Consider the following 25762-nt stretch of genomic DNA (forward strand, 5'->3'; position numbering starts at 1 on the left):
GCCAACCTGCTGTTATGGCCGGGGGGTGGGGAGTTTGCCGATCCTCGAGATCGGCTAGTATTTGGAGAGAAAGCGCTGGATGTCCTACGCTAGCCAACAACAAGGGTTGACCGGCCCCAAGCTTGTCGCACTGATTATCGCACTCGCGATTGTCGGTAGTGTCGGTCTGGGCATGGTCGTCTTTCTTGCCGTCGACGCCGTCAAGGAGGCGATCGAACGTGTGACCACTGTGGAAGTCAAGGAAGAGGAGCCGCCGCCGCCGGATGAGCCGCCGCCGCCAGAGCCTGATACCCCCGACCCGGTCTCGCCTCCGCCGCCCAACGCGCCGGAATCGCTGATCGAAATGCCGCGGGAATCACCGATCCAGACCACGCAGCGCGAAACGCCTCAAGAGGTATTCCGCAGGCCTGATGTGACGCCGGAGCCGGTGCGACCTGCTGAGCCGGTTGCCAAGCCGCCGTCCAAGGCGCGCGGCGTTCAGCCGAAGGGTCAGCGCAGCTGGGCCGCCCGCATTCAGGATAACTACCCGCGCCGTGCTGCGCAGGAAGAAATCGAAGGCACCGTGGGCGTGCGTGTCACCGTGACTCCTGACGGCAAGGCCACTGGCTGTTCGGTGACCTCGTCGAGCGGATCGGACATCCTTGATACTGCGGCCTGCAAGGACCTCGAACGTTACGGACGGTTTGACCCGGCCCTGAACGACGCCGGTGACCCGATCAGCGCCAGCTGGTCCACGCGCATTACCTACAAGCTGAACTGACGGATCAATCCGGCAGGCGGCGCCGCGCCGCCCGCCACGAGACAATTTTTCAAAAGGACTTTCGCAATGAACCTCTATCTTCTCGCCGCCGCCGCTGATGCAGCGCCCGAAAGCAAGTTTGGCTTCGTCGAAGCCATGCGTGAGGGCGGCCCGGTTGCCTGGTCGATCCTCACCATCATGGTGATCATGTCGGTCGGCTCGTTCTACATCATGTTCACCAAGCTGTTCGAACAGAACAAGGTGATGAAGCAGTACAACGCCGTGCAGACCCAGTTCTGGCGCGCAAGCAGCCTCAAGGAAGGCGCGACCAAGCTGGACAAGGACGGCCCGTGGCGCCAGCTCGCAGACGATGCGGTGAAGGCTCAGGACGAGCACGGCAAGATGACCGACGCTCTGGAATCGCATGACTACATGCACGGTTCGCTCCAGCGTTCGGAAGATTCGATCAACGCGGTGCTCGCGGGCGGCCTGCCGTTCCTCGCCACCGTGGGTGCGACTGCACCGTTCGTTGGTCTGCTCGGCACCGTGATCGGGATTTACCGCGCGCTGATCAACATCGGCATCGCCGGTAACGCCTCGATCGACAAGGTCGCCGGCCCCGTCGGTGAAGCGCTGATCATGACCGCCATCGGTCTTCTGGTCGCCGTGCCTGCGGTGTTCGCGTTCAACTGGCTGCAGTCGCGCAACCGCAAGATCGCGGCCATGCTCAGCACCTTCTCGACCGATCTGCTGGCCTATATGAACTCGAACGGCGCCGTGAAGCCGGCGGTGACGGCGGCTGCTCCGGCTGCCAAGCCCGCTGCCAAGCCGGCCGCCAACCCGACGCTCAACAAGTCCTGATCGTCATGGCCGACAGTCGGTGGGAGCGTCCCTCGTGGCCGCTCCCACCACTGCCCGGCTCACGGCCTGCCACGGCCGCGGAACCGGGTAGGCGTTTCAAGTCAATGTTTTGACAGGCTAGGAATTCACAATGGCGATTTCTACGGGAGGCGGGGTCGATACCCCCATGTCCGACATCAACACCACGCCGCTGGTGGACGTGATGCTGGTGCTCCTGATCATCTTCCTCATCGCGGTTCCGGTCGCGATCCAGACTATCGAAAAGCTGGAAATTCCAGTCTTCGAATCGCTGGAATCGAAGGACAAGGTCGAAAACCTGCTCGTCACCGTCAGCGCGACTGACGATGCCGGTGTCAGCGCCGGGCAACCGGGCTTTGCCGGCGCCTCGCGCAATGGCCAATGCCGGGTCTACATCAACAACATCACTCCGGTGACGTCCGATGAACTGCAGGAACAGGCGTTCAAGAAGCTTGACGCCATCGTCAAGCGGGCCGGCGGTGCGGAAGCGCTGATGGCCAATCCTGAGGATATCCCGCAGGTTCACATCCGCGGCGACGTCAACGCCCCGTGGCAGTGCGTTGCAGGCACGATCTACAACATCCAGCGCGCCGGCTATCCGGTCGTCGGGTTCATTTCGAACCCCGTCGATCCGAACGGCTGACCTGCCAGAGCGAACTTAAGGAGTAACTGACATGGGAATGTCTGGAGGCAAGCTTGACGGCGAGCCGATGATGGAAATGAACATGACGCCGCTGATCGACGTTCTGCTCGTTCTGCTGATCATGTTCATCATCACCATCCCGGTGGCGACCCACTCGGTCGACATCGATTTGCCGACGCCGCAACCGCCGACCAATCCGCCGCCGATTGATCCGATCAAGAACAAGGTGGTGCTGACGGCGGGCGACCAGATCCTGTGGAACGGCACCCCGCTGACCGAAGGCGAACTGGTCGCGACGCTGCAACAGAGCCTGACCCTCTCGGTCGAGCCCGAATTGCAGTTCGAGCCTGAGCCGCTGGCCAGCTATGCGCTGTCGGCCCGGGTGCTGAACGACATCAAGGGATCGGGCGTGACCAAGTTCGGCTTCGTCGGCAACGACAAGTATCGCAACTTCGGCAAGTAAGGTCTTTGGGCCGGTGGTTGACCGGTCTTAGACCGGTTATCGCCCGCTTATGCAGCGGTTATACGATCATCAAAGGGGGCGCTGCGGCAGGTTCGCGGCGCCCTTTTTGCTTTGGGGGCATCTATGTCCGGCCCAATGTTTCACGTGAAACATTTCGGGAACATCGCGACCGTAGAGATGACGGGTTGCTGACCCCGTACCGGTACGCGTTAGGCAACCTGTTCTTTTTGCGATATTCTCTGTGCAGTCAGAGCGGGTGCCATCCCGCAGGCCCGCTCTGCATCAGGAGAGCGAACATGCCACACATCGTGACCCGCCCCAACCTCTACGCCCCCCGCCCCCGCCCGATCAGCGAGATGAACGTTACCCCCTTCATCGACGTGTTGCTGGTGCTGCTGATCGTGATGATCCTCGCCATGCCGGTAAAGGTGAACGTCACCCCGGTCGATCTGCCGGGTGAGCGCCGAGAACCGAGCCTGCCAGTGCTGGATCAGAACACCATCACCATTGATGCGGCGGATCGCCTTGCATGGAACGGCACAACCGTCTCGGCAGACGCCCTGCGCGCGCAAGTGGCCGCCGCAGCTGAGCTGACAACGCCAGCAATACTGCGCTTCGCTCCGGACAAACACGCCAGCTACGATACCGCCGCCCGCACCATCGCCCTGATCCGCGAGGAAGGTGCCAAGGGTTTCACCTTCGTGGGCAATGAACGGTATCGGGACTTCTGAGCCACTTGCGCCGTTGGAGGGGTCAATCCCCCTCCAGCGGCAGGTCCGGCCGCATCGCCGCCGCAATCAGGCCCTCGGCTTCGAGCAGCAACTCATCATCCACCGCACCCTGCGGCACCGCCTCGCGCCCGATCATCGTCATCACTGGCACCGCCAGTGGTGAGACGCGGTCGAGGGTGACGTGGACCAGCTCACGCTCTGACCGCTCCAGCAGCGCCGCCAGCCGGCCAACGTCGGTCATCCGCGCCCGCGCATCGGCCCAGGCGGCTTCGATCAGCACGTGATCGGGCTCGTATTTCTTGAGCACATCGTAGATCAGATCAGTCGAGAAGGTGACCTGCTTGCCAGTCTTGCGCGTGCCTGGTTGCTGGCGTTCCACCAACCCGCTGATCACCGCGACCTCGCGAAACGCGCGTCGCAGCAGGTGGCTTTCGGTGACCCATTCGACAAATTCGTCGGTCAGAATATCGGGCGACAGCAATGGCACCGGATCGGTCACCGCGCGCAATCCCCACACGGCAAGGCAATAGTCATTCGCCACGAACCCGCCCGGCAGCAGCCCGCGATCCTCCATCCGCCGGGTGATCAGCATCCCGAGGCTCTGGTTCGCGTTCCAACCCTCGAAGGTGTAATAGGCGGTGTAATGCTTGCCTCCGTGCGGGAAGCTTTCGACCAGCAACTCCCCCGGCGCGGGCAGGCGGCTGCGGTAGTCCTGCATCTCCAGCCATTCGCGCACATCATCGGGGAATAGCCCCCAGCCGGCGCGGTCAGCCAGCAGCCCCTGAACCCGCGTCGCCAGATGGGTGGTGAGCGGCAGGCGCAACCCGCCATAGCTCGGGATGGTGGCGGACTTCTTGGCGGCGCGGACCACCACGTCCATGTCCTTCACGCCCTCGACCTCAAGGCTCATGCCTGCAAAGAAGAAGGTGTCGCCGGGGGATAGCTGCGCGGCGAACCGCTCCTCGACCTTGCCAAGGCTGCGGCCATTCTTGAAGCGGACATTCAGCATCTCGGAATCAACGATGATCCCGGCGTTCATCCGATGGCGCTGCGCCTGATTGGGATGGGCGAGCCGCCAGGTGCCGTCTTTCGCACGCACGATCCGCTGGAACCGGTCATAGGCTTTGAGCGCATAGCCCCCGTTCGACACGAAGCTCAGTACGCGGGCAAAGGTCGCTTGGTCGACCCAGCTATAGGCCAACGCGCTCCTGACCTCGGCCAATAGCGCGTCTTCGTGGAACGGCGCAGCGCAGGCGCAGGCCATCACGTGCTGGGCGAGCACATCCAAGCTACCGGGCCGGAACGCCTCGCCATCGCGCTGGCCTTCATCGACCGCCTGCTTGGCCGCGATGGCTTCGAGGAACTCGAAGCGGTTGCCGGGCACCAGCACCGCGCGGCTCGGCGTGTCGAGCCGGTGGCCCGCCCGCCCGATCCGTTGCAGCAGGCGCGACGCCCCCTTCGGCGCGCCCATCTGGACGACCAGATCAATGTCCCCCCAGTCGATCCCGAGATCCAAGCTGGCGGTGCACACCAGCGCGCGCAATTCCCCGCGCGACATCGCCTCTTCCACCTTACGCCGCGCCTCGGTGGAGAGGCTGCCGTGGTGGATGCCGATGGGGAGGTGATCCTCGTTTGCCTCCCACAGGCATTGGAAGATGAACTCGGCCAGAAAGCGCGTGTTGGTGAAGAGCAGCGTGGTGCGATTGGCCTTGATCGCCTCGTAAAGCTGCGGGACGGCCCAGCGCCCGGCGTGCCCGCCCCAAGGGACGCGCTCTTCGATGGGGAGCAGGATTTCAACCTCGGGATCGGCCCCCACCTCGCCCAGCACCAGGTCGGCCGCGGCGATTTCACCATCCTCGCCCGATTGCGGGGCGAGCCATTCCTGAAAGTCGCGCGGATTGGCGAGCGTGGCCGACAGCGCGACCCGCTGCGCTTGCGGCGCCAGCGCGTGCAGCCGCGCGAGGCTCAGCGCCAGCAGATCGCCGCGCTTGTCGGTGGCGAAGGCGTGAACCTCGTCGATCACGATCCGCTTCAGCCCTGCAAACAGTTCGGCGCTTTCGGGATAGGACAGCAGCAGCGAGAGGCTTTCCGGCGTGGTCAGCAGGATGTGCGGCGGACGTTCCCGCTGGCGTTTCTTGCGATCGGAGGGGGTGTCGCCGCTGCGGGTCTCGACCCGGATGGGAAGACCGATGTCCTCGATCGGGGTGAGCAGGTTGCGCTTCACATCCTGCGCCAGCGCCTTCAGCGGCGAGACGTAGAGCGTGTGCAAACCGTCCCCTGGCCCCGGCCCGGAAGAAGGGGCAAAGTCGCACAACGTCGGCAGGAACCCCGCCAGCGTCTTGCCCGCCCCGGTATCGGCGACGAGCAGGGCATGGCGGCCCTCCCGCGCCTTGGCCAGCATCTCCCACTGATGCCGCCGCACCCGCCAACCCCGCGCAGCAAACCACCCCGCGATCTCAGGCGGCAGCGGCGGGACGGCGGGGTCTGGCCCAGGTTCGGGCGGGATCACGTCACTCGTCGGGCTGCTCGGCAGCCGTTGCCATGGCATCGAGCGCGGCGTCATCGCTCTGCCTCATCGCGATGCTCTGCCTGATTTCGTCGATGCTGTAGCCGGTCAGCTCGGCGACCTTTGCCTGCTCTGCCGCAGACAGCGCATCGAAGCTGCGCGCCGCGGGCAAATCGGCGGTGCGTTCGGTCATGCGCTGCTCCATGTCGCCGATCATGCCCATCATGGCCGGCATCGCCTCCATCGAAGCTGACGCGACCCGCGGATCGCTCGCCATCAGGAAGGATTCGCGGGCGTATTTGGTCCCCGTCGTGGTGGCGAAGAAGCCGTCGATCTCGGCCAGCTCGCTGTCCGTAAAGCGGATCGCGTAAAGCTCGGACATCGCCTTGCGCATGGTCGGCTCCATCGTCGCCATCATGTCGCGCATCATTTCGGGGAACAGGGCCGCCTCGCGCTTCTGACGCTCCTGCCACGCGGGATCGAACAGGCTGGCAAGCTCGCCCGCCTTCGCCTCGTCGAGATCCAGCGCATAGCTCTCCACGCCGATCTGCCGGGCGATGGTGGTTGCCGCCCCGTCAGGGCCCAGCTCCATGATCGGGCCGAGGAGCCCGCCCATCATCTTGTCGATCATCTCGGCCATTGTGCCTTCGGGAATGATCCGCGCGATGAGACGCTCGGCGGCGGGGAGGCGGGCCTGCTGCTCGGCGGTAAGGGGCTCTGCGGGGAACATGCCGCGCAGCTTCGCCATCGCTTCGCCCATGCCGTCGCTGTCCGCGGCGGTTGCGGCAGCTGCCTCAGGCGGCGTGTCCTGCGCGGCAACAGCGCCCGGCAAGGCAATCAGAGCAGCGGCGGCCAGCATCAGGTGCTTCATCGAATCTCTCCCGTTTCTCAACACATCACTGCCGCACCAGCGCGGCGCGCGCCAGTCCGGCGTCTCATACACCCTTGAGAACATCCTCCGGCACCGGCTGCGATGAAGCGCGGATCGCCTCGATCAGCGCGCCTTCGGCCTTGCAGCGGTCCGGGTGCTCGGGATCGGTCAGCGCCGCGGTCAGCGTGTCATCCGACAGCCCGCTGCGCTTGATCGTATCGCCCACCAGCCAGCCGGGAATGGCATAGCGGTATTCGCCGCCCTTGGCTTCCTGCCCCAGCAGCTTGGCATCCAGCAATTGCCTGAGCAGCGCCCGTTCCCGGTCGCGCTCCTTGTCGGTCAACGCGAGATCGAGGCCGACGAAATTGCCGGTCATGACCTTGCGGCACACCGCATCCAATTGCCGCTGCGCCGCTTGCATCCACAGGCTCTTGAGATCGAGGCGCACTGCCAGATTGCCCGCGTCCGCAGCACTGGCCGAGGCGAGCGCCTTCAGCCGGATAAAGGATGTCATCGCCGGGCCGGCATTGCCCCCGCTCAGACCCGCAAGCGGGGCGAGTTCGTCGGCCAGCGCCGGGTCGGCTGCCCGCACAGCGGCCATATCGGTTCCCGCCCCAAAAATGTCGGCCATCGCCATGTCGCCCTGCGCGACACGCAGCGCTTCGGCGGCAGCATCGGCTGCAGGCGTGTCCTGGTCATCATTCGCACCGGAAAGGCTAGCACCCAGCCGCGCCAGCGCAGCCCCGACCAGCACCGCAATCAGCACCCAGCGCACCACCGCCGGGCCGAACCCGCCCGGATTGCCCTCCAGCACGGCGCCTTTGTCCCACGATGCGACCCGTTCGGCATCAAGGTAGGTTTCGAGTTCAGGATAGCGTGTGCGGACGCCTTCGAGCAGCTTGTGAACCTCCAGCCGCTTGACCCTGAGCCGGTCGAACACCCCGGCCCGGCCGGGGCGGACAAGCTCGGCCCAGGCCTTGTGCAGCGGGTGATCGGGCTGCTGCACCTTCTCGTGAAAGCGCATCCCCTTCAGCCGCTGGTTGAGGAACATCAGCGCCGGTCGTTCCTCCAAAGCGCCCGCCTCCTCCAGCCAGCGGAACGCCGCATTGGCCTGTTCGACAAACGGGGCCGAGCGCGGCCAGGTGCGGGCGAACAGCTCGGCCAGCGCATCGTCGAGGGCGTCGTGTTCGGCCAGATCAGCCTCGTCCGCCCGCGCAATCAGCACGTCGAGCGCGGTGCGGCCTGCGTCAAGCTCGGCGAAAGTCACCGCATCATCGCTTTGCGCACCATCTGGGTAGAGCACGCCCAGCAGCGTCTGCCACGCGGTCTGAGCGCGCAGCTGGCTTTGGGTCAGTTCAGGCGCCGGGCGGCTTTCCAGCGGGTCGGGGTGATAGGTAGCGGGGCTATCGTCGGACCACGCATCCTCGTCATAGTCCCCGTCATCGTCCCAATCATCATCAAGATCGCCAAGACCGAAATTGTCGCCCTCATCCTCGCCCTGCTGGCTGCGCGCGGCAAGCCACAGCGCCTCATCGCGGGCGCGGCGCAGTTCGGCAAAACCGGCGATATCCTCGTCGACATTGATTGCGCGCAGGGCGTCGGCATAGGCTTTGCGGATCGCCGCAGTGTCGCTGGTCGCGTCGATCCCGAGCCGGTTCCACGGAAAGGCACGGCTCATATCGGCGGATTGGCCTCGATCTGGTCGAGCAGCCGGCACAGCCCTTCACGCGCGTCAGCGATTAGGCGCGGGTCTTGCTTATCGAGCGCGCCCTGAAACTCGGTCAGCCCCTGCCCGATCACGTCGCGCACATGGCCGGTGAAGCCTTCGTAAGCCCGCTCGGCCCGCGCCAGCAGGGCGACATTCTCCGCCTCATCGCGGGGGTGGACCTTCAGCTTCTCGATCCGATTGCGGCTGGCCGCGATATCGCCTGCTGCGCGCCGATCATCCTCGTCGACGATCACCAGATTGCGCGTCATGCCGGTGGCCGGCACCGCAACATCAACCTCCAGCAGCCCGCTGGTGTCATAGGTGAAGCGCACATCGACCGCGACCTCACCCGCCGGGCGCGCGGGCACCGGCACTTCGAGCTCACCAAGCTTGACGTTCTTCTTCACGTCGCGCGCTTCGCCCTGATAGATCGCGAACACCACCGTGCGCTGATTGTCGCCGAGGGTGAAGAACCGCTCCATCCGGCTGACAGGAACGGGCGTGTTGCGCTCGATGATCGGCGCGAAGATATCGTCGTGAAAGCGGCCATGCGCGTCGCGGGTGGCGGTGTTGACGCCCAGCGTGAAGGGCGCAACGTCAGTGATGCGGATTTCCTCCAGCCCGTCCCCGCCCGACAACAGCCCGGCCTGAATCGCCGCACCCAGCGCGACGGCATGATCGGGGTGGACCGTCGCATTGGGGAAGCGCCCGAACATCCGGGTGAGCGCCTTCCTCACCACCGGCATCCGCGTCGCCCCGCCAACCAGCACGATGTCCGAGAGGGTGCGCACGTCGATATGGCAGTCGCGCAGCGCGCGGATCACCGGATCACGCAATCGCTTGACCAGCGGTGCAGCGGCTTCCTCGAAAGCTTCGGTGGTGACACGTGCGGTGAGCGGGGTGCCGTCCGCCACTAGCGTAAAGTCAGCCGCCTCGGCGCTGCTGAGCGCCCGGCGGGTGCGTTCAGCCGCAAGGGTGAGCAGCGCCCGGCGGCGGTCGGCTGGCAGTGTGTCCAGCGCCGCGCGATTTTCGAGCATCGGCTCGACCAGCTTGACCAGCGCCTCGTCGAAATCGTCGCCGCCGAGCCGGTTGTCGCCGGCCGACGCGCGCACTTCGACGATCCCTTCGAACATCTCGACGATCGAGACGTCGAAGGTGCCACCGCCCAGATCGAACACCAGAAACGGCTCACGATCCCCGCGATCCGTAAGGCCAAAGGCGAGCGCTGCGGCGGTGGGTTCGTTGATAAGGCGCTTGACCTCAAGCCCGGCGATCTCGCCTGCCCGGCGGGTGGCGCGGCGCTGGCGTTCGTTGAAATAGGCGGGGACAGTGATGACGGCGCCGGTGGGACGCTCACCCGTCGCCGCTTCGACATCATCGGCAAGGCTGCGCAGCACCATCGCCGAGAGGTCTTCGGGCGTCAGGTTCGTGCCAGCGAGTGTGACCGTGCTCGCCGTGCCCATCATCCGCTTGAAGCTGGTGACGGTGTCCGCCGGATGGGTCGCCATCCGATCGAGCGCGGCCTCACCAACCCAGCTTTGCCCGCCCTTTGCAAGGCTGACCGCGGACGGCGTAAGTTCCTTGCCGAGTGCATTGGGCACCAGCTGCGGCGCACCATCCTGCCACAGCGCAACCGCGCTGTTGGTGGTGCCAAGATCGATCCCGACGAGCATGCCCCGTCATAGCGCGGCGGGGTTCTCAGGCAATTGGAATTGCGGAGGGATTGGGGGTCAGTGCCCTACCGATTCCCCGCGCTCCAGCCCCGATGCCGCCAGCTGCGCATCGATCTGCGCGAGCAGACGTTCGAGGCCCTCGGGCGTCTCGCTTTCCGCGCGGGCGACCAGCACGTCCTGCGTGTTCGATGCGCGCAGCAGCCACCAGCCGTCAGCGGTGTTCACCCGCACGCCGTCGGTGGCGTTCACGCTTTCGACCTCCGGGCCGGGGTTGGTGATGAGCCGTCCCGCAATCTCGGCCATGGCGGCAAACTTGCGGACTTCATCGACCTGAAAGCGCAGTTCCGGGGTGTTGAGCATCGGCGGGATCGCGCCGCGCAGTTCGGTCACCGATTTGCCGAGCCGGGCCGAAGCCGCCAGCAACCGTATTCCTGCGTAGAGCGCGTCATCAAAGCCGTAATACTGGTCAGCGAAAAATACGTGGCCGCTCATCTCCCCCGCGAGCGGAGCGCCCGTTTCCTTCATTTTGGACTTTATGAGCGAATGGCCGGTCTTCCACATCAACGGTGTGCCACCCAGTTCCGTGACCCTGTCAAACAGGGCGCGACTGGCTTTCACATCGGCAATAATCGTGGCGTTCGGGGAGGTTTTCAGCAGATCCTCGGCGTAGATCATCAAGAGCTGATCGCCCCAGATCACGCGGCCCGTCCCGTCGATCGCACCGATCCGGTCGCCATCGCCGTCAAATGCCACTCCGAAATCGAGATTCTTGTCTGCGACGAGTGCGCGCAGATCAGCCAGGTTGGCTTCGACAGTCGGATCAGGATGGTGGTTGGGGAAATGTCCGTCAACTTCGGTAAAGAGCAGATGATGTTCCCCCGGCAGCCGGGCCGCCAGCGCTTCGAGCGCGGGGCCCGCCGCGCCATTCCCGGCATCCCAGCCGACGCGCAGCCCTTCGAGCTTGGCGGGATCGATCCCGGCGAGGCCTTCGAGCAGGCGCTCGACATACGCACCAAGGATGTCGCGCGTGGTGACGTTGCCCGTGCCACTGGCAAACGCCCCGTCTGCTGCCAGTTCCCCGAGCTTCTGGATATCAGCGCCGAAGAACGGGCGCCCCTGAAACACCATCTTGAAGCCATTGTAATTGGGGGGATTGTGGCTGCCAGTTATCTCAATGCCGCCATCCACCTCTTCATCTGAGGCTTCGGCGTAATAGAGCATCGGGGTCGCGCCCATGCCGATCCGCACCACATCGCAGCCACTTGCGGTCAGGCCTTCAACCAGCGCGTGTTCGAGCATCGGTGAGCTGACCCGCCCGTCATAGCCCACCGCCACGGTGGTGCCGCCCGCGTCACGCAGCAAGGTGCCGAACGCCCGGCCAATCGCGCGCGCGTCATCCGCGCCCAGCGTCTCGCCGATGATCCCGCGAATGTCGTATTCTCGCAGCACGGTCTGGTGAAATTGGTGTTTCATGGCGAGAGGTACTCCATTGCCGCTATGTCAGGGCCACATAGAATGGCAGCTGCTCAAATGGGAAGCCGTCGTCTTGCAGGATAGCGTAGATTCCTGTCCGATCAACGGATTAGCCAGCACGAACATTGCGGCCAGGCCCGTTCGGTGGCGCCGCCGATTACCGGGGCAGGTCATCGTCCGACGAAATCACCGGCGGGTTCGGCAATTCAGCCAGCAGCAGATCGCGCGCGGCATTGGCTTCCTGCATCGCGGCTGTGGTGCCGCCCTTGTCAGGGTGCACCAGCGTGGTCAGGCGGCGGTGGGCGAGAATGATCTCGTCACGATCCGCCCCCGCTTCGACCCCGAGCAGCTTCCGCGCCCGGAAGGTGGCCTGACTGCGGGTGGAGGGCGAGCGCAGGAACTCCCACGGCCACTTGCCCAAAGCCCAGCGGCAGAACACGCAAGCGACAACAATCAGCAGAACGTACTTCATGCCATCTCCAGCTCACCCTGCTCACGATCAAAAGCAGGCAGGCTTAGCGCCTTGACCAGCGCGCGCAGTTCCTGCCGCGCGACGAGGTGGCTGGTGCCGAGCTCACCCAGATGCCCCTTGTCGAGCAGTGTCAGCCCGGACGGGAACAGCTCGCGATAGATCACGCGCTCCGAAAGGCCTTGGGTCACCCGGAAGCCAACCCGCTTGGCCATCTCGCTCAGCGCTTTGTGCAGACGCGCCTGATTGCGCGCTTCGACGTGGCCGGTGCGGTTCCTGACCACAATCCAGTCCATCTCCGGCCGCTGCTGTTCGATCGTCATGCGGCTGCGCTGCATCCGCGCCTCCCAGATAAGCTCGGCAAAGAAGGACAGCTTCTTGACCTTGAAGGTCTCCGCATCGACCTGCCCGATCAGGTCAAAATCGACGAAACTGTCGTTCATCGGCGTGACCAGAGTATCGGCCTGCTCGACTGCAATCCGCGCATAAGGATCATCGCGCCCCGGATTGTCGATGATCAGGAAATCGCAACTCGCTTCCAACCGCCGGATCATGCCGAGCAGGTCCGCAGTGCTATTGCCGCGAAACACCTCGCAATCCGGGGTCGGCAGCGTGAGCCCGCGCCGTTCCAGCGTGGTCAGCCGGTTCTCGATATAGCGGTGCATGGTGCGTTGGCGCGGATCGAGATCGATCGAAGCCACTCGCGCGCCGAGATAGGACAGCGCCACCGCAACATGGACCGCCGTGGTCGACTTGCCAGTGCCGCCTTTTTCGTTGGCGAACACGATCCGGTGAGCCTGCCCCTTGCGCAGACGGCGACCCGCGAGCACGGGTTCGGAAGGTTGAGCACGCGAGGCGGGCGGCATGGTCGGTCTCTTCGCGGGGCCCGAGGGCGGATCGGCTTGAAATGGGACAGCTTGCGCCGCTAGGGCACGAGTGTTGTTGTAGTCTTGGAGGCGCACAGGTGCAAACGGTCACGTCGCTGCAAATGTTGAGAACCGCTTTGGCACAGTTGCGGGCGTCCGAAGGGCACGGCGGCGCGACGGTTGCGCTGGTGCCGACCATGGGCGCGCTGCACGACGGGCACCTCACGCTGGTTCGCCGCGCGCGGGCCGAGGCCGATCATGTCGTCGCATCGATCTTCGTCAATCCCAAGCAGTTCGGCGTAAACGAGGATCTGGATGCCTATCCCCGCCAACTTGCGGAAGACGCCGCTATGCTGGAGGCAGAAGGCGTCGCCCTGCTGTGGGCCCCGGATGTGGAGGCGATGTATCCATCCGGCTTCGCCACCAATATTGGCGTCGCAGGCGTAAGCGACGGGCTTTGCGGCGCGGCGCGACCGGGGCATTTCGACGGCGTGGCGACGGTGGCGTGCAAGCTGTTCAATCAGGTGCAGCCCGACATGGCGTTCTTCGGTGAGAAGGATTTCCAGCAGCTCGCCGTGATCCGCACCATGGCACGTGACCTCGACCTCACCCGCCCGCATGTGGACGCCATCATCGGCGTGCCGACCGTGCGCGAGGCGGACGGCTTGGCGATGAGCAGCCGCAACCGCTATCTTACGCCCGATGATCGCCGCGCGGCGGCAGCCCTGCCCCACGCGATGCGGACCGCCATCGCCGCAATCGAGGGCGGCGACGATGTGGCAACCGCTTTGGCAGGATTGCAGGCCGACATCCTCGCGGCAGGCTTTGCCAGCGTCGACTATGCCGAGTTGGCTGACAGCCGCTCGTTGGCCCCGCTCGGCACCTTGGGCAAAACCCCCGCTCGCCTGCTGGTCGCCGCCCGGATCGGCAACACCCGCCTCATCGACAATATGGCGGTGAACGCGCCTGCGTGACGCTGCGCGATATTGACGCACCGCGCGATTCAATGGCATGGGCACCGGCGAAACCCGAGCGGGTATAGCTTAGTGGTAAAGCTCCAGCCTTCCAAGCTGGCTATGCGGGTTCGATTCCCGCTACCCGCTCCACTTCCTCACAAATAGGAGTACATTCTCAGGAAAATGATCCTGAGAAGGCTGAGCCGCGCGTTAGGGTCACAGAGGTGGGCCGCAATTTGCGCCTATTCCTGCGGGATAGGCGGGGTCTTCCAGAACAGCTCGACCTCGTCATCCAGCCCCGTCATTTCGTAGCGGATGAGGGCGATCGGCAGTCGGCCGGCGGCGAGGAAGGTGTCGTGGAACTCCCTCAGCGAGAACCGCTCTCCCAGCTGCTGCGAGCGGTCGGCCAGCAGCGCATCCATCTGTAGCTTGCCGATCGTATAGGCAATCCCGTAGCCTGGCGGGCGGCGCAGGTAGATTTCCGCGTCGACGCGCGCCACGTCCTCGTCGAGCCAGGGCGTCTTTGCGCGCATATAGTCCACGGCCTCACGAACGTTCCAGCGATTGTGCTGCATGGCGATGTCGGCAGGAACGCGTGCCGCGCGGAAGATGCCGAACAGCTCCATGAACTCGTCGGCGCGCGGCGTGTGCTGCGTGGCCCCTGCCAGCATCAGCGCCTCCTCAAGATAGGTCGCCCAGCCCTCGGCGCGCGCGCCGTCGCTATAGCGGCCCCTGATCGGGCGCTTATCGCGTTCGCCAAGGACAGCATCGAAGCGGTGGCCGGGGATGACCGCGTGCAAGTGATCAGGGATCGGATCGCGAAACTGGATCTGCTCCCAGAAATTAGGACCGGTTGGCCGCTCGATCCAGGGCGTATTGCTGCCCAGCTCGCCCACGAATTCAGGGATCGTAATGATGTCCTCGCGAACGAGGAATTCGCGCACCCGCTGGTCGGTTCGGCGAACCTTCTCCTGCTGCTCTTGCGCGCTCGTGGACAGTTCAAGTTGCGGCAGGTCGCGATTGCGGTGGCGCAGGATCGCGAGCGCGGCGGTCATGCGCTCGTGCTCACGTTCGGCAAGCGTCAGCATTTCCGCTGAGGAGAGGGGTATCATCCGCACATGCCGGATATACCAGTCATAACGCTCAGGACCGACGCCCGCGGGCGCAGTCATGCTTTCACGCTCTGCCTGTAGCCAGTCACGGAACTCTATGATCGCGGCCCGCGCCGCCATGACCTGCGGCTCAAGCTCTGGGGCATCGGCCCGGCTGCGCGCCAAGAGGTCATCGTACCAGCCAATGATACCGGGCGGCGGAACGGCGCGGTAGGGGTGGTAGTGATTGACCCCATCGCTGTTCTCAAGGTTGAAGAGCGCAAGGTCAGCATAGTCACCGGCCGCCTCGGTCAGGTTGGCGCGTGCCGCCGACAGCATCGGCGGGATGGCGGCGAGCTGTACAGACACCCGCCCGCGGGCCTGCGCACCTGCCCCCAGATCGGTGAAGGCGACCCGCATCAGTGGATCCAGATAGAAGCCGGGGTCGCGCTTCCATGGTCGCAGTACCTCCAGATTGAACCGGTAGCCGTTCAGCAGTGACTTCACAGCGAGGAAGTCAGCCTGCTGATCGCGCGGCCAGCTATCGACCGCCATGCCGGCGAGGCGTTCCTCAAAGCGCGTCAGACCTGCGCGTTTGTCCGCCATGAGCGGGTCAGCATAGAGCTCACCGACCCGCGCTCCTGAATCGAGCACCACGCTCGGCGTGAAAGCGGGCACCATATAGGCCTGGAGCTCCTCGTGCACGGCGAGAAGCTCGTCGTAGGTGCCGCTAGGCGCGGCTTGTGCATTCGCCACCGACGCCCAGGCCACAAGGAAGAGAAACGTCAGGAAGTGCCGCATGATTGCCTCCGGTTGCCGCCAGAGGGTGCGAAGGCGATTGCCTTTTGTCTAGTGGGCAAATTTGCGGCGCAAAGAACCGCCCGGCTCTAATCCCAGCTGGGGGAAAGCTGGCTGTCACGTCAGACGCAATGGCTCCGTCTCGACCCGTAACAGCCGCAACGCATCCGCACACAAATTTAAAGGGCCTTTGCGAAGAGGCGCCGGAGTTTTGGAATGTCCCCCGGCCGCCAGTCGCACGTGCACCTCCGACTGGCGGCCACCTTTAGCTTCAGTCTCGCCGACCTGCGCTATCGCGGCGGGATCGATTCTTTCCTTGCCAGCCTCGATGCGCAGCGCGCTTCCTACGCTGCACAGCGCACGCTTCTCGCAACGCAGCTGATCGAAGCCAGCAACCGGGTCGCCCTGTACCGCGCCCTGGGAGGCGAAACTGTAGATGAGCGGCGACCTGACGGATTGCCTTGAAGGGAGGCGCCGGACAGTAAGCCCGGCGCCTCGCAGTCGTCTTGCCTTACCGCAGATCGAAGCGGTCGAGCATCATCACCTTGTTCCAGGCCTTGGCAAAGTCTTGCGCGAACTTTGGCTCGCCGCCTTTCACCGCATAGGTTTCCGCCACGGCGCGCAGTTCCGAATTGGAGCCGAACACCAGATCGACTTCGGTGGCGGTCCACTTGAGCGCGCCGGTTGTGCGGTCGCGGCCTTCATAGACGCCCTTGGTCTCAGCCGGCTTCCAAGTGTTGCCCATGTCGAGCAGGTTCACAAAGAAGTCGTTGCTAAGCGTGCCGGGGCGATCGGTGAACACCCCATGCTTGGCGCCGCCGCTATTGGCATCAAGCATCCGCATCCCTGCCAGCAACACGGTCATTTCCGGCACGGTCAGTCCCAAGGTGTCAGCCTGATCGATCAACATCTGGGTTGGCGTCAGGCGGGCCTTGTCGCTGTAGAAATTGCGGAAGGCGTCGGCTGCCGGACGCAGCAGTTCGAAGCTCTTGGCATCGGTGTGAGCCTCAGTCGCATCGGTCCGACCCGGGGTGAAAGGCACGGTGACACTCTGCCCCGCCGCCTTGGCCGCGTCCTCGACAGCGACCACGCCGCCGAGCACCACGAGATCGGCGATCGACACCTTCTTGGCACCCGCGCCAGCGTTGAACTTCGCCTGCACAGCTTCCAGCGCGGTGACCACCTTGGCGAGCGTGGCGGGATCATTCACACCCCAGTCCTTCTGCGGCGCAAGCCGGATGCGCGCACCGTTGGCACCGCCGCGCATATCGGTGTCACGGAAAGTGACCGCAGATGCCCATGCGGTGCGGACCAGATCGGAGCGGCTGAGCCCGGTGGCGCGGATCGCCTGCTTGAGCTGGGCGATGTCGCCCGCTTCGACCATGGCGTAATCTGCCTTTGGCAGCGGGTCCTGCCAGATCAGGTCTTCGGCAGGCACCTCGGCCCCGACATAACGCGCCTTGGGGCCAAGATCGCGGTGGGTCAGCTTGAACCATGCACGGGCGAAGGCCGCGTCCATCGCCTTGGGGTCCTTGGCCCAGCGGCTCGTAATCGCGCCATAGGCCGGGTCATAACGCAGCGCGAGGTCGGTGGTCAGCATCACCGGCGAATGCGTGACGTTCGGATCGAACGCGTCGGGGACGACCTTCACATCTGCCGCATTGACCGACTCCCACTGCTTGGCACCGGCCGGGCTGGTGGTCTGCTTCCATTCGAAACCATAGAGGTTTTCAAGGTAGTTGCTGCTCCACTGGATCGGCGTAACCGTCCACGCGCCTTCAAGGCCGCTGGTGGTCGCATCCTTGCCAACGCCAGTGCCGCAGGTGTTCTTCCAGCCCAAGCCCTGCGCCTCGACGCCCTCGGCAGCGGGCTCCTTGCCGACGCAATCGGCCGCCTTGCGCGCGCCGTGCATCTTGCCGATGGTGTGCCCGCCGATCACCAGCGCAGCGGTTTCCTCGTCATTCATTCCCATCCTCCCGAACGTGGTACGGATCTGCTGGGCGGACTTGAGAATGTCGGGATTGCCTTCCGGCCCTTCGGGATTGACGTAGATCAGACCCATTTCCGAAGCGGCGAGCGGGGTGTCGAGGTTTTCGCCCTCGGCGTTGCGCTCCGAAGTCAGGAACTTGGTTTCCGGGCCCCAATAGACCAGCTCCGGCTCCCACGCGTCGGCGCGGCCACCGGCAAAGCCGAAGGTTGTGAAGCCGGTGTTTTCGAGCGCGACATTGCCTGCCAGGATGATGAGGTCCGACCACGAAAGCGCCGCGCCGTACTTCTGCTTCACCGGCCACAGCACGCGGCGAGCCTTATCGAGGTTGCCGTTATCGGGCCAGGAGTTGAGCGGCTCAAAGCGGATCTGCCCGCCGTCCGAACCCCCGCGCCCGTCACCCGAACGATAGGTGCCTGCCGAGTGCCAGGCGAGGCGGATGAACAGCCCGGCATAATTGCCATAATCGGCCGGCCACCACTCCTGCGAATCTGTCAGCGCAGCGTTGATGTCGGCCTTCACCGCCTTCAGATCGAGCTTGGCGAATTCGGCTGCGTAATCGAAATCCGTGCCGTTGGGGTCGGGGTTGTATTCGTTCTGGCGCAGGCGGTTGAGGTCGACCACATTGGGCCACCAGCCCTGCACATTGCGCGGCGCAGCTTCAGTCTGCGGCATCGCCGCGCGGCCCATGCCATGCTCGTTGAACCCCGGAGGCGTGGCCGCCGCAGGCAAGGCAAGCATAAGGCTGGAGGACAGGAGCAACAGCCCCTTCGTTTTGCTAATCATTTGTAGCCCCGTTCTGGTCTGTTGATCATCACGCACCGCGAGACATTGTCAGAACCGTTGTTCAGGTCCGGTAGCGATGCGCGCCGAGGGCCACATAGGGCGGCGCGCTGAACGGAGAAAACGGCTTGTCGCGATAACTGTGATGCGGTGCGTCGATGATCCACACAGCTTGAGCGCGATCAAGCCCACTTTCGGCCAGCTATCCGGAAGCGGCCGTCGACCCCCAACCGCTCATTACCTTGGTCCCGTCGGCTCGCTAAGAGCAGGCTGCGTTTGAACAGCAGCGGCGGGTGTCAGCTTACCGCAAATTCGACCGTCCCGTTCATGGCGTGACCATCACCCGCTGCGGCCTGCCACCGCACCTCGTAGCTCCCGGTCGGGAGGGGCTTCTTGAGTGTGAGCGTCAGGGTTGTACGGTCAGCGGACCAGCTTGTCGTGAAATTGCGGATGAGCATTTCACCGTGGTTCGCCATCCCGGGCATGGCAGTCATTACAATGCTGGCGGCAGCGCTCGCTTGATCGACCGGCTGACTGAAGGTGAGGGTGATCTGCTTGGGCGCTTTGGCGGAAGAGTCAGCTGTCGGCGTCGAGGCGGTAAGCTGGACGTGGGCTAGCAGTGCCGCGGGCGCGAGCGTGGTGAGGGCAAGAGCAGCGATGAAAGCAGGGATGCGCATGTTTGGTGTCCTTCGTGTCGATCAGAACCAGAAACGGATGCCGGCCAGAAAGCTGGTGGCAGATGGGTCTTCACCCCGAGCGCGGGCCAGTGTTGCGCTGCGTCCGGTGCGCCATGATTGTTCGACGCCGATATAGGGCGCGAATTCGCGGCGGATTTCGTAACGCAGCCGCGCGCCAATCTCGATCTGGTCGAATCCCGCACCGATCCCGAGTTCGGGAATGTCCTGCGCGGCAAGGTTCGCTTCAATCCGGGGCTGGAGGATCAGGCGCTGGGTGATGCGCTGGTCGATTTCAGCCTCGACGCGGGCGGTCAGATCGCCCCGCTGGGACAGAAACAGCGCGGTGTCGATCTCGAACAGATAGGGCGCAAGGCCCTGCACGCCGATAACCGCATGGGTGGTGTCGGGCCCGGCAATGTCATGGCGGACACCTGCCTGCACGTCCCAAAAGGGCGCGAAGGCTTTGGCGTAGAGCGCCTGCACTTCGGTATCTTCGGGGTTGGAGCCGAACGCGCCTTCGCCTTCGGATTTGAACCAGAGCCGTTCCGTGGGGCCGCCGTAATACCCCTGGATATCCCAAAGATAGACGTCTTCACCCTCGCGCACCTGCGCTTCCAGCCGATCGCCCTGGAACCAGAACACCGGGAAATCGCCGTGGGTGCGGCGCAGGTCTTCGCGGGAGTCAGCCATCGCCTCCGCGCCCCAAATGGCATCGGCAGCGCGCGGCGGGCCGCTTCCGACAGCGGCGGGTGGCGGGGTTTCCATCGTCGGGCCGGGGGAGGCTGGCTTGTCCATCGCACCCATGTCGTGCCCGGCGTGCTGATCCTGCGAAGCCCCAGGCATGGTATGATCTGCGTGGGGATCCTGCGCGGCGAGCGGCACCGCTGCTATCAGGGCAAGGGCAGGAAGAGCGACCCTCATGACCCGCTCTCCGGCCCCATCACCGTCACGGTTTGCATCATCCCGCCGTGCATGTGGTAAAGCAGGTGACAGTGAAACGCCCAGTCGCCCGGCTCGTTGGCGGTCAGATCGAATTGCGCGCTCGCTCCGGGCTGAACGATCACGATGTTCTTGCGCGGCTGGTGCGCGGCATCCTCGCCGTTGACCAGTTCGAAGAACATCCCGTGCAGGTGGATGGGATGCGCCATCATGGTATTGTTGACGAGCTTCACCCGGACCCGTTCGTTCCAAGCGAAGCGGATCGGAACATCGCTGACGGCGGAATACATCTGGCCGTCGAAGGACCACATGTAGCGTTCCATGTTGCCGGTGAGGTGCAGCTCCAGCAGGCGCGAGGGCGTCCGCGTGTCGCGGTTGGGTTCAAGCGCGGAGAGCATCCGGTAGGTGAGCACGCGGTGCTCTACATCGCGCAGGCCAAGGCCCGGATCACCCAGCTTGTCCACCGGCGCCATGGAAACCATGTCGATGCCGGGGCCGGTCTTCACATCGGGCGGCAGCAACAGCGTGTCGCGCATCTTCATGCCGTCCATCGAATGCGATGCGCCATGATCGCCGTGGTTCATCCCCATATCGCCCATGTCGAGCAAAGGGGGTTTGCGCGGTGGCGGAATAGGAGCCCGCGCACCGGGCCGGCTTGCCAGCGCGGCGAGCGCCATGCCGGAACGGTCCATGCTTTCAGCGACGATGGTGTAAGCCTCGGCCCGAGGCTCGATGATGACGTCGTAGGTTTCGGCCGTGCCGATCTGGAATTCGTCCACCTCGACCGGTTTCACGTTCTGCCCATCGGCAGCGATCACCGTCATCGGCAGGCCGGGAATGCGCAGGTTGAAGAAGGTCATCGCCGAACCGTTGATGACGCGCATGCGGACGCGTTCACCGGGGTTGAACAGGTATTCCAGCCCCTCCTTCGGCCCGCGCCCATTGGCGAGGTAGGTGTAGGTCGAACCTGTCACATCGGCGATGTCGGTCGCAGGCATCCGCATCTGAGCCCACATCCGGCGGTCTTCGGCGGTCAGCGGGTATTGATCGTTCCAACTGGTCTGCTGGTAATTGAAATAGCCTTCGCCCTTGCGCAGCCGATCCATGATGGTGTGCGGGTGTAGCGGGGTGAACTCGCTCAGGAGCAGGATATAGTCCCGGTCATACTCCGCCGGTTCCTCGCCCGCCGGATCAATGATCAGCGGGCCATAATGGCCCTGCTGTTCCTGGAGGCCCGAGTGACTGTGATACCAATAGGTGCCCGCTTGCCGCACCGGGAATTGATACGAGAATGTCTGCCCCGGCCTGATACCCGGAAAGCTGATCCCCGGCACACCATCCATATAAAACGGCACAAGCAGGCCGTGCCAGTGGATCGAGGTGTCCTCTTCGAGATGGTTGGTGACGTTGAGGCGGACGTCAGACCCTTCCCTCAAGCGCACCAGCGGCCCCGGCACCGATCCGTTGATGGCGACGCCATGTCCCTTGCGTCCCTGCACCGTGCGCGGACCGTGACCCACCGCAAGGTCGATCACTGTGCCCGACACCTCGTCAAAGCCCACGCGGATCGGTGCGCCGCCGCGCATCTTGTGCATCGAATGGCCCTGCGCCCAGGCGGGCAGCGCGGTGAAGGCCGAAGCAGCGCCTGCTCCGGCAAGCAGATGACGACGGGTAACAAGCGGTGCAGTCATGCCTTCTATACGCCGGAGCGCGGCTCACCCCTCACCATCTCCGTCAATTTATGCCGTGCTCGATACAGCCGGGTTTCCACGGCCTTGGTGCTGATGCCCAGTGCCTCGGCGGTTTCCTGCTGACTCATTCCTTCGACCGTGCGCAGAATGAGCACGTCCTTGAGCGAGGAGGGCAGTTCGGCAATGGCGCGGGCGGTCGCGATAAGCTCTTCCCGGCTTGCCGCCTGCGTTTCGGGCGAGGGGGCATCATCGGCAATCCATTCAGCGGCATTGTCGGGCAAAGGTAGACCAAGGAACCGCCGCACCGCCCGCCGCCGTGCCCGATCGCGGCACTTGTTGAGCGTTATAGCGGCAATCCACCCCCGGAACGGACGCGCCGGATCGTAGCGGGACAACGCACCGAATGCCGAGACAAAGGCTTCCTGCACGATATCGAACGCGTCCTCGGCGTCGCCCGTCGCTGTGCGCGCGAGCCGGTAAACCGCCTCCCGGTGCCGCGCCACCAGCACCCGCGCCGCCCGCGGATCGCCTGCCAGCACACCGCGCACCAGCGCGGAATCCAGATCCTCGCCGGTCACTGGCCCGGCTGCGCAAGGCTTTCGGCGACCACTGCATCGAAGCGCGCCTGCTGATCGGGCCGCAGGATCGCGCGCATGGCGAAGACATGTTCAAGCGTCGCTTTCTGGAGATCGCCCATGCTGGCATGGGTCGCATCGACCGCTGCCGAGACACGCGCACCATAGACATGCTCAGCCGCAATCGCGTCGGCAAGCCGGGCATTATCGGCCCGCAGCCGTCCTTCGAGCGCTTCGCGTCGCTCGGCGAAATCGCGTTCAAGCACAGCGAGCGAGCGTTCCTGCGCGTCGTCGAGCTCTAACCCATCATGCATCAAGGCGTGCAGCTCGGCGCCGCTGTGATGGGCCACAGGCTGAAACATGCGCCCGAGCCACACCCCCACCAGAGCAAGCACGACGACCAAAATGGCGATGAGAGCGAGCCGGCGGCCGGTCATTCCTGCCCCAGTGCGATCAGGGGAGTAAGGGAGAGCGAAGGGCCGAAGGCGACAATGGACCCTTGGGCCTGCGCCGGGGTCTGCATTCCGCCCAGAATCCCAATCCCCAGCGCGGCAGCCATCGCCGCCGCCAAGGTGCCGCGCGCCTGCCGCGCCTCGGCCCGCGCCCGCACGGCGAGCGCTCCGCCCTCAATCGAAGAAAGGTCGGGCAGCGGGGCCGCCGCGAGCCGCGTAAGATTGCCGTCGAGATCCATCACATTCCTCCTGACCCCATGCATACGCATCCGCGCGAAAAATCCCTCAGGGGATACGTAAAATCATGTCTGGGCCGCTTCGGGGTTGAAGGCCGAGGATAATGTCGCCGCCACGCCGCAAACCATAATCGGCGGGCAGCGCATTGGGGCATAGATGATTTCCGTGTCGGCGTTGTGCAGCACGACGCCCGAGAGGACGTTCTCCATCATGAACTGGTGATCGAGTTCGAGCTTTTCCGCCTTGAGCTCAGCGTTCTTTTGTCGGGTAATGTCCCGCGATATGCCGATGAAATGGCGGAATGACGCATCGGCATTGAATTCGGGCCTGAAGGTGAGGTCGTTCCAGAATATCTCGCCCGACTTGCGGTAGCCCGGATCTCCCCGGAAAAGGCTTGCCGCGCCTCGATCGCTGCGTCGATGGCAGCGATAACCGCGCAGTCCGTATCGGACCCTTGCATGATGCCGCACAACGCGCCCGCCATTTCCGACCGATCGAACCCGGTGCTGTTGAGAAATGCCTGATTGCAATACACGATCTGGCGATCGGCACCGAACACAACCACGCCTTGCGAGACCGTATCGAGGAGAGTCGTAAGCGTGCTACTGTCCATAACCGGTCGCTGCCGTCGTCCCGAAGTAGCTAAACTATGTTAGTATTAGCAGTTCTCATGCTCAATGAGACGGAGGCTTGGTGCAATTTCTACGGGCCCAATCCGCAGACGTCAGTCAGGCACCCTTATCGCACATCGCTCCACGGCTTCGATAGCAGCCCGGCGCAGTTGATCACGCCGACCAGCGAATATGTCTGCGGGAAGTTGCCCCACAGCTCGCCGTCATTGTAGTCGAGGTCTTCGCTCAGCAGGCCTGAGCGGGTGGTGTGGCTCAACATCGTTTCGAACAGGCGGCGGGCCTCGTCACCTCGGCCTGCCATGTGGAGTGCTTCGATCAGCCAGAAGGTGCAGACGTTGAAGGCGGTTTCGGGCGCGCCGAAATCATCTTCGGCGGCGTAACGCAGCATGAAATCGCCGCGGCGCAGCTGCTGTTCGACCGCCGCGAAGGTCGACGCGAAACGCGGATTGTCGGGGGCGAGGAAGCGCAGTTCGACCATCTGGAGCAGGCTCGCGTCGAGGTAGTCACTTTCGAAGCTGGCGCCGTAGTGGCCCCCTTCTGCGCCGTTCTCGACCCACGCATCCTGCTCGATCCGAGCACGGATAGCGTTGGCGCGCTCCCGCCAGAGTTCCGCACGATCCGCCTTGCCGAGCCAGTCCGCCGCCATCGCCAGCCTGTCACACGCCGCCCAGCTCATCACTGCGGAATAGGTTTGGACCTCCTGCCGGGTGCGGAATTCCCACAGGCCGGCGTCAGGCTGATCGTGCATCGCCCACGCCATCTCGCCGACCTGTTCGAGGCTCTCGAAGTCCCGGCCGTCGGCAATGCGCAGCAGGCGCTGGTCGATGAAGGCCTGCACCGTCGGCAGAACGATCTGGCCGTAGCAGTCGTGCTGCACCTGCTTGTAGGCCGCGTTGCCGATCCTGACCGGCCCCATGCCGCGATAGCCTGGAAGTGCGGGGGCTGTGGCTTCGCCCAGTTCGGCCACGCCCATGACCGAATAAAGCGGCTGGATCTGCCCGCCCTTGGCCCCGTCGACGATGTTGCGAAGATAGCCGAGATACTTCTCCAGCACATCGAGCGCTCCCAGCCGGTTCAGCGCCTGCACGGTGTAGTAGGAATCGCGGATCCAGCAGTAGCGGTAGTCCCAATTGCGCTCCGAATGGGGTGCTTCGGGGATCGAGGTGGTCAGCGCCGCAACGATCGCGCCGGTTTCCTCATGCTGGCACAGCTTCAGGGTGATGGCGCAGCGGATGACCTCATGTTGCCACTGGAACGGCGTGGCGAGCCCTCGCACCCAACGCTGCCAATAGCTGCGAGTGGCCTGCTCCATCCGGCGGATTTCCTCGCGCAGATTGCCAGCAAAGGGTTCGTCCGGGCCGAGGAAGAAATGCATGTCCTGCCCGATGCGGAAGACGCGCTGTTCGAGGATATAGCCGACCGGCGCATCGGTGCTGAGGCGCAAGGCTTGCGGGCCGACCAGATAGCGGATGTGATTGGAGCCGTGCGTCGTCTCGGCCAGCGCAGCGCCATAGTCACGCATCGGGCGGAGCACCACGCGGATGCGCGGGCTTCCGGCCACCGGGCGCACGATCCTGCTGATCGCCACAGGCCGATACATTCGCCCCTTGTCTTCATAGCGCGGGCAGAAATCGAGCACTTCGACCACGCTGCCATCGGCCGCCTCAAGCCGGGTGACGAGGATCGGCGTGTTGCGGATATATTCCTGGGTGGCGCTGACCTGTCCGACCATTTCGAACCGCCAGATGCCGGTATCGCGGTTGTCCCCGTTGAGCAGCGAACAGAACACCGGATCGCCATCGACCCGCGGGACGCAAGCCCACGCAATCGCGCCTTCGCGGTCGACCAGCGCGCTGACCTGGCAATTGCCGATCGGCCAGAGTTCGAGATCGGGCGTCGTTGTTCCAACCATGGGGGCGTGTC

25 protein-coding genes and 1 tRNA gene are annotated in these 25762 nt (G+C 64.4%); 8 read left to right on the forward strand and 18 right to left on the reverse strand.

The window, feature by feature from the left end; translation table 11 throughout:
- Positions 1–79: 79 nt before the first annotated feature.
- From GRI59_RS02095 to GRI59_RS02115, 5 genes are all read left to right on the forward strand, one after another.
- Positions 80–760: an energy transducer TonB gene (locus GRI59_RS02095; protein WP_160759544.1), complete on the forward strand. Its 681-nt coding sequence runs from the start codon at positions 80–82 to the stop codon at positions 758–760.
- A gap of 66 nt (positions 761–826) precedes the next feature.
- On the forward strand, positions 827–1600 hold the full coding sequence (locus tag GRI59_RS02100) for a MotA/TolQ/ExbB proton channel family protein (protein ID WP_160759545.1): 774 nt from the start codon (positions 827–829) through the stop codon (positions 1598–1600).
- A 130-nt stretch (positions 1601–1730) separates the two neighbouring features.
- Positions 1731–2261 (forward strand): ExbD/TolR family protein, encoded by a 531-nt coding sequence (locus tag GRI59_RS02105; protein ID WP_183363536.1) that lies wholly within the window; start codon positions 1731–1733, stop codon positions 2259–2261.
- A gap of 31 nt (positions 2262–2292) precedes the next feature.
- On the forward strand, positions 2293–2724 hold the full coding sequence (locus tag GRI59_RS02110; RefSeq protein ID WP_160759546.1) for an ExbD/TolR family protein: 432 nt from the start codon (positions 2293–2295) through the stop codon (positions 2722–2724).
- A 296-nt stretch (positions 2725–3020) separates the two neighbouring features.
- The gene (locus GRI59_RS02115; protein ID WP_237440643.1) at positions 3021–3455 is read left to right on the forward strand and encodes an ExbD/TolR family protein; all 435 of its coding nucleotides are present in this window, start codon (positions 3021–3023) and stop codon (positions 3453–3455) included.
- 22 nt (positions 3456–3477) lie between these two features.
- Here GRI59_RS02115 and GRI59_RS02120 read toward each other — a convergent pair whose 3' ends face one another.
- The 7 genes from GRI59_RS02120 to GRI59_RS02150 form a co-directional block, all read right to left on the reverse strand.
- The gene (locus GRI59_RS02120) at positions 3478–6018 is read right to left on the reverse strand and encodes a ligase-associated DNA damage response DEXH box helicase (RefSeq protein WP_237440644.1); all 2541 of its coding nucleotides are present in this window, start codon (positions 6016–6018) and stop codon (positions 3478–3480) included.
- Positions 5966–6832, reverse strand: coding sequence for a DUF2059 domain-containing protein (locus GRI59_RS02125; protein WP_160759547.1), 867 nt, complete (start codon positions 6830–6832; stop codon positions 5966–5968). Before GRI59_RS02125 ends, GRI59_RS02120 begins: the two co-directional genes overlap by 53 nt.
- Positions 6833–6896: 64 nt before the next feature.
- Positions 6897–8510, reverse strand: a complete 1614-nt coding sequence (locus tag GRI59_RS02130) for a hypothetical protein (protein ID WP_160759548.1) — start codon at positions 8508–8510, stop codon at positions 6897–6899.
- A complete protein-coding gene (locus GRI59_RS02135; protein WP_160759549.1) occupies positions 8507–10213 on the reverse strand; it encodes an Hsp70 family protein in 1707 nt (568 codons plus the stop codon). The genes GRI59_RS02130 and GRI59_RS02135 overlap by 4 nt, the downstream gene beginning before the upstream one ends.
- Before the next feature lie 57 nt (positions 10214–10270).
- Complete coding sequence (gene pgmG, locus GRI59_RS02140) at positions 10271–11686, reverse strand: phosphoglucomutase/phosphomannomutase PgmG (RefSeq protein ID WP_160759550.1); 1416 nt, start codon at positions 11684–11686, stop codon at positions 10271–10273.
- Positions 11687–11843: 157 nt separating this feature from the next.
- A complete protein-coding gene (locus GRI59_RS02145) occupies positions 11844–12158 on the reverse strand; it encodes a J domain-containing protein (protein WP_160759551.1) in 315 nt (104 codons plus the stop codon).
- A complete protein-coding gene (locus GRI59_RS02150) occupies positions 12155–13021 on the reverse strand; it encodes a division plane positioning ATPase MipZ (RefSeq protein ID WP_160759552.1) in 867 nt (288 codons plus the stop codon). Before GRI59_RS02150 ends, GRI59_RS02145 begins: the two co-directional genes overlap by 4 nt.
- A 98-nt stretch (positions 13022–13119) precedes the next feature.
- Here GRI59_RS02150 and panC point away from each other — a divergent pair, with 98 nt between their 5' ends.
- Positions 13120–13995 (forward strand): pantoate--beta-alanine ligase, encoded by an 876-nt coding sequence (gene panC / locus GRI59_RS02155; RefSeq protein ID WP_160759553.1) that lies wholly within the window; start codon positions 13120–13122, stop codon positions 13993–13995.
- Between the two features lie 58 nt (positions 13996–14053).
- Positions 14054–14127: transfer RNA gene (locus tag GRI59_RS02160), tRNA-Gly, on the forward strand.
- Positions 14128–14219: 92 nt separating this feature from the next.
- On the opposite strand, the gene GRI59_RS02165 is transcribed toward GRI59_RS02160, so the two are convergent.
- Positions 14220–15869, reverse strand: a complete 1650-nt coding sequence (locus GRI59_RS02165; protein ID WP_221190895.1) for a DUF885 family protein — start codon at positions 15867–15869, stop codon at positions 14220–14222.
- A gap of 213 nt (positions 15870–16082) precedes the next feature.
- Between GRI59_RS02165 and GRI59_RS02170 the strand changes: the two genes are divergently transcribed.
- Positions 16083–16331, forward strand: coding sequence for a hypothetical protein (locus tag GRI59_RS02170; RefSeq protein ID WP_183363534.1), 249 nt, complete (start codon positions 16083–16085; stop codon positions 16329–16331).
- A gap of 46 nt (positions 16332–16377) precedes the next feature.
- Here GRI59_RS02170 and katG read toward each other — a convergent pair whose 3' ends face one another.
- The 10 genes from katG to GRI59_RS02220 all read right to left on the reverse strand — a co-directional run bounded on the left by katG (position 16378) and on the right by GRI59_RS02220 (position 25751).
- Positions 16378–18639: a catalase/peroxidase HPI gene (gene katG / locus GRI59_RS02175; RefSeq protein WP_272916981.1), complete on the reverse strand. Its 2262-nt coding sequence runs from the start codon at positions 18637–18639 to the stop codon at positions 16378–16380.
- Between the two features lie 293 nt (positions 18640–18932).
- Entirely contained in the window at positions 18933–19313 is a 381-nt protein-coding gene (locus GRI59_RS02180; protein ID WP_160759555.1) for a copper resistance protein CopC, read from the reverse strand.
- Positions 19314–19334: 21 nt separating this feature from the next.
- A complete protein-coding gene (locus tag GRI59_RS02185) occupies positions 19335–20234 on the reverse strand; it encodes a copper resistance protein B (protein ID WP_160759556.1) in 900 nt (299 codons plus the stop codon).
- Positions 20231–21943, reverse strand: a complete 1713-nt coding sequence (locus tag GRI59_RS02190) for a copper resistance system multicopper oxidase (RefSeq protein ID WP_160759557.1) — start codon at positions 21941–21943, stop codon at positions 20231–20233. The genes GRI59_RS02185 and GRI59_RS02190 overlap by 4 nt, the downstream gene beginning before the upstream one ends.
- Positions 21944–21948: 5 nt before the next feature.
- Positions 21949–22521 carry a sigma-70 family RNA polymerase sigma factor gene (locus tag GRI59_RS02195; protein ID WP_160759558.1) on the reverse strand — a complete coding sequence of 191 codons (573 nt, stop codon included), beginning with the start codon at positions 22519–22521 and terminating at the stop codon, positions 21949–21951.
- Positions 22518–22955: a Spy/CpxP family protein refolding chaperone gene (locus GRI59_RS02200; RefSeq protein WP_160759559.1), complete on the reverse strand. Its 438-nt coding sequence runs from the start codon at positions 22953–22955 to the stop codon at positions 22518–22520. Before GRI59_RS02200 ends, GRI59_RS02195 begins: the two co-directional genes overlap by 4 nt.
- Positions 22952–23209 (reverse strand): hypothetical protein, encoded by a 258-nt coding sequence (locus GRI59_RS02205; protein ID WP_160759560.1) that lies wholly within the window; start codon positions 23207–23209, stop codon positions 22952–22954. The genes GRI59_RS02200 and GRI59_RS02205 overlap by 4 nt, the downstream gene beginning before the upstream one ends.
- 63 nt (positions 23210–23272) lie before the next feature.
- Positions 23273–23419 (reverse strand): hypothetical protein, encoded by a 147-nt coding sequence (locus GRI59_RS16040; RefSeq protein WP_160759561.1) that lies wholly within the window; start codon positions 23417–23419, stop codon positions 23273–23275.
- A complete protein-coding gene (locus GRI59_RS16045; protein WP_160759562.1) occupies positions 23416–23820 on the reverse strand; it encodes a PAS domain-containing protein in 405 nt (134 codons plus the stop codon). Before GRI59_RS16045 ends, GRI59_RS16040 begins: the two co-directional genes overlap by 4 nt.
- Positions 23821–23945: 125 nt before the next feature.
- Positions 23946–25751 (reverse strand): glycoside hydrolase family 15 protein, encoded by a 1806-nt coding sequence (locus GRI59_RS02220; protein WP_160759563.1) that lies wholly within the window; start codon positions 25749–25751, stop codon positions 23946–23948.
- Positions 25752–25762: the final 11 nt, after the last annotated feature.

The sequence above is a fragment of the Erythrobacter ramosus genome (genome assembly GCF_009828055.1).
Lineage (GTDB): Bacteria > Pseudomonadota > Alphaproteobacteria > Sphingomonadales > Sphingomonadaceae > Erythrobacter > Erythrobacter ramosus.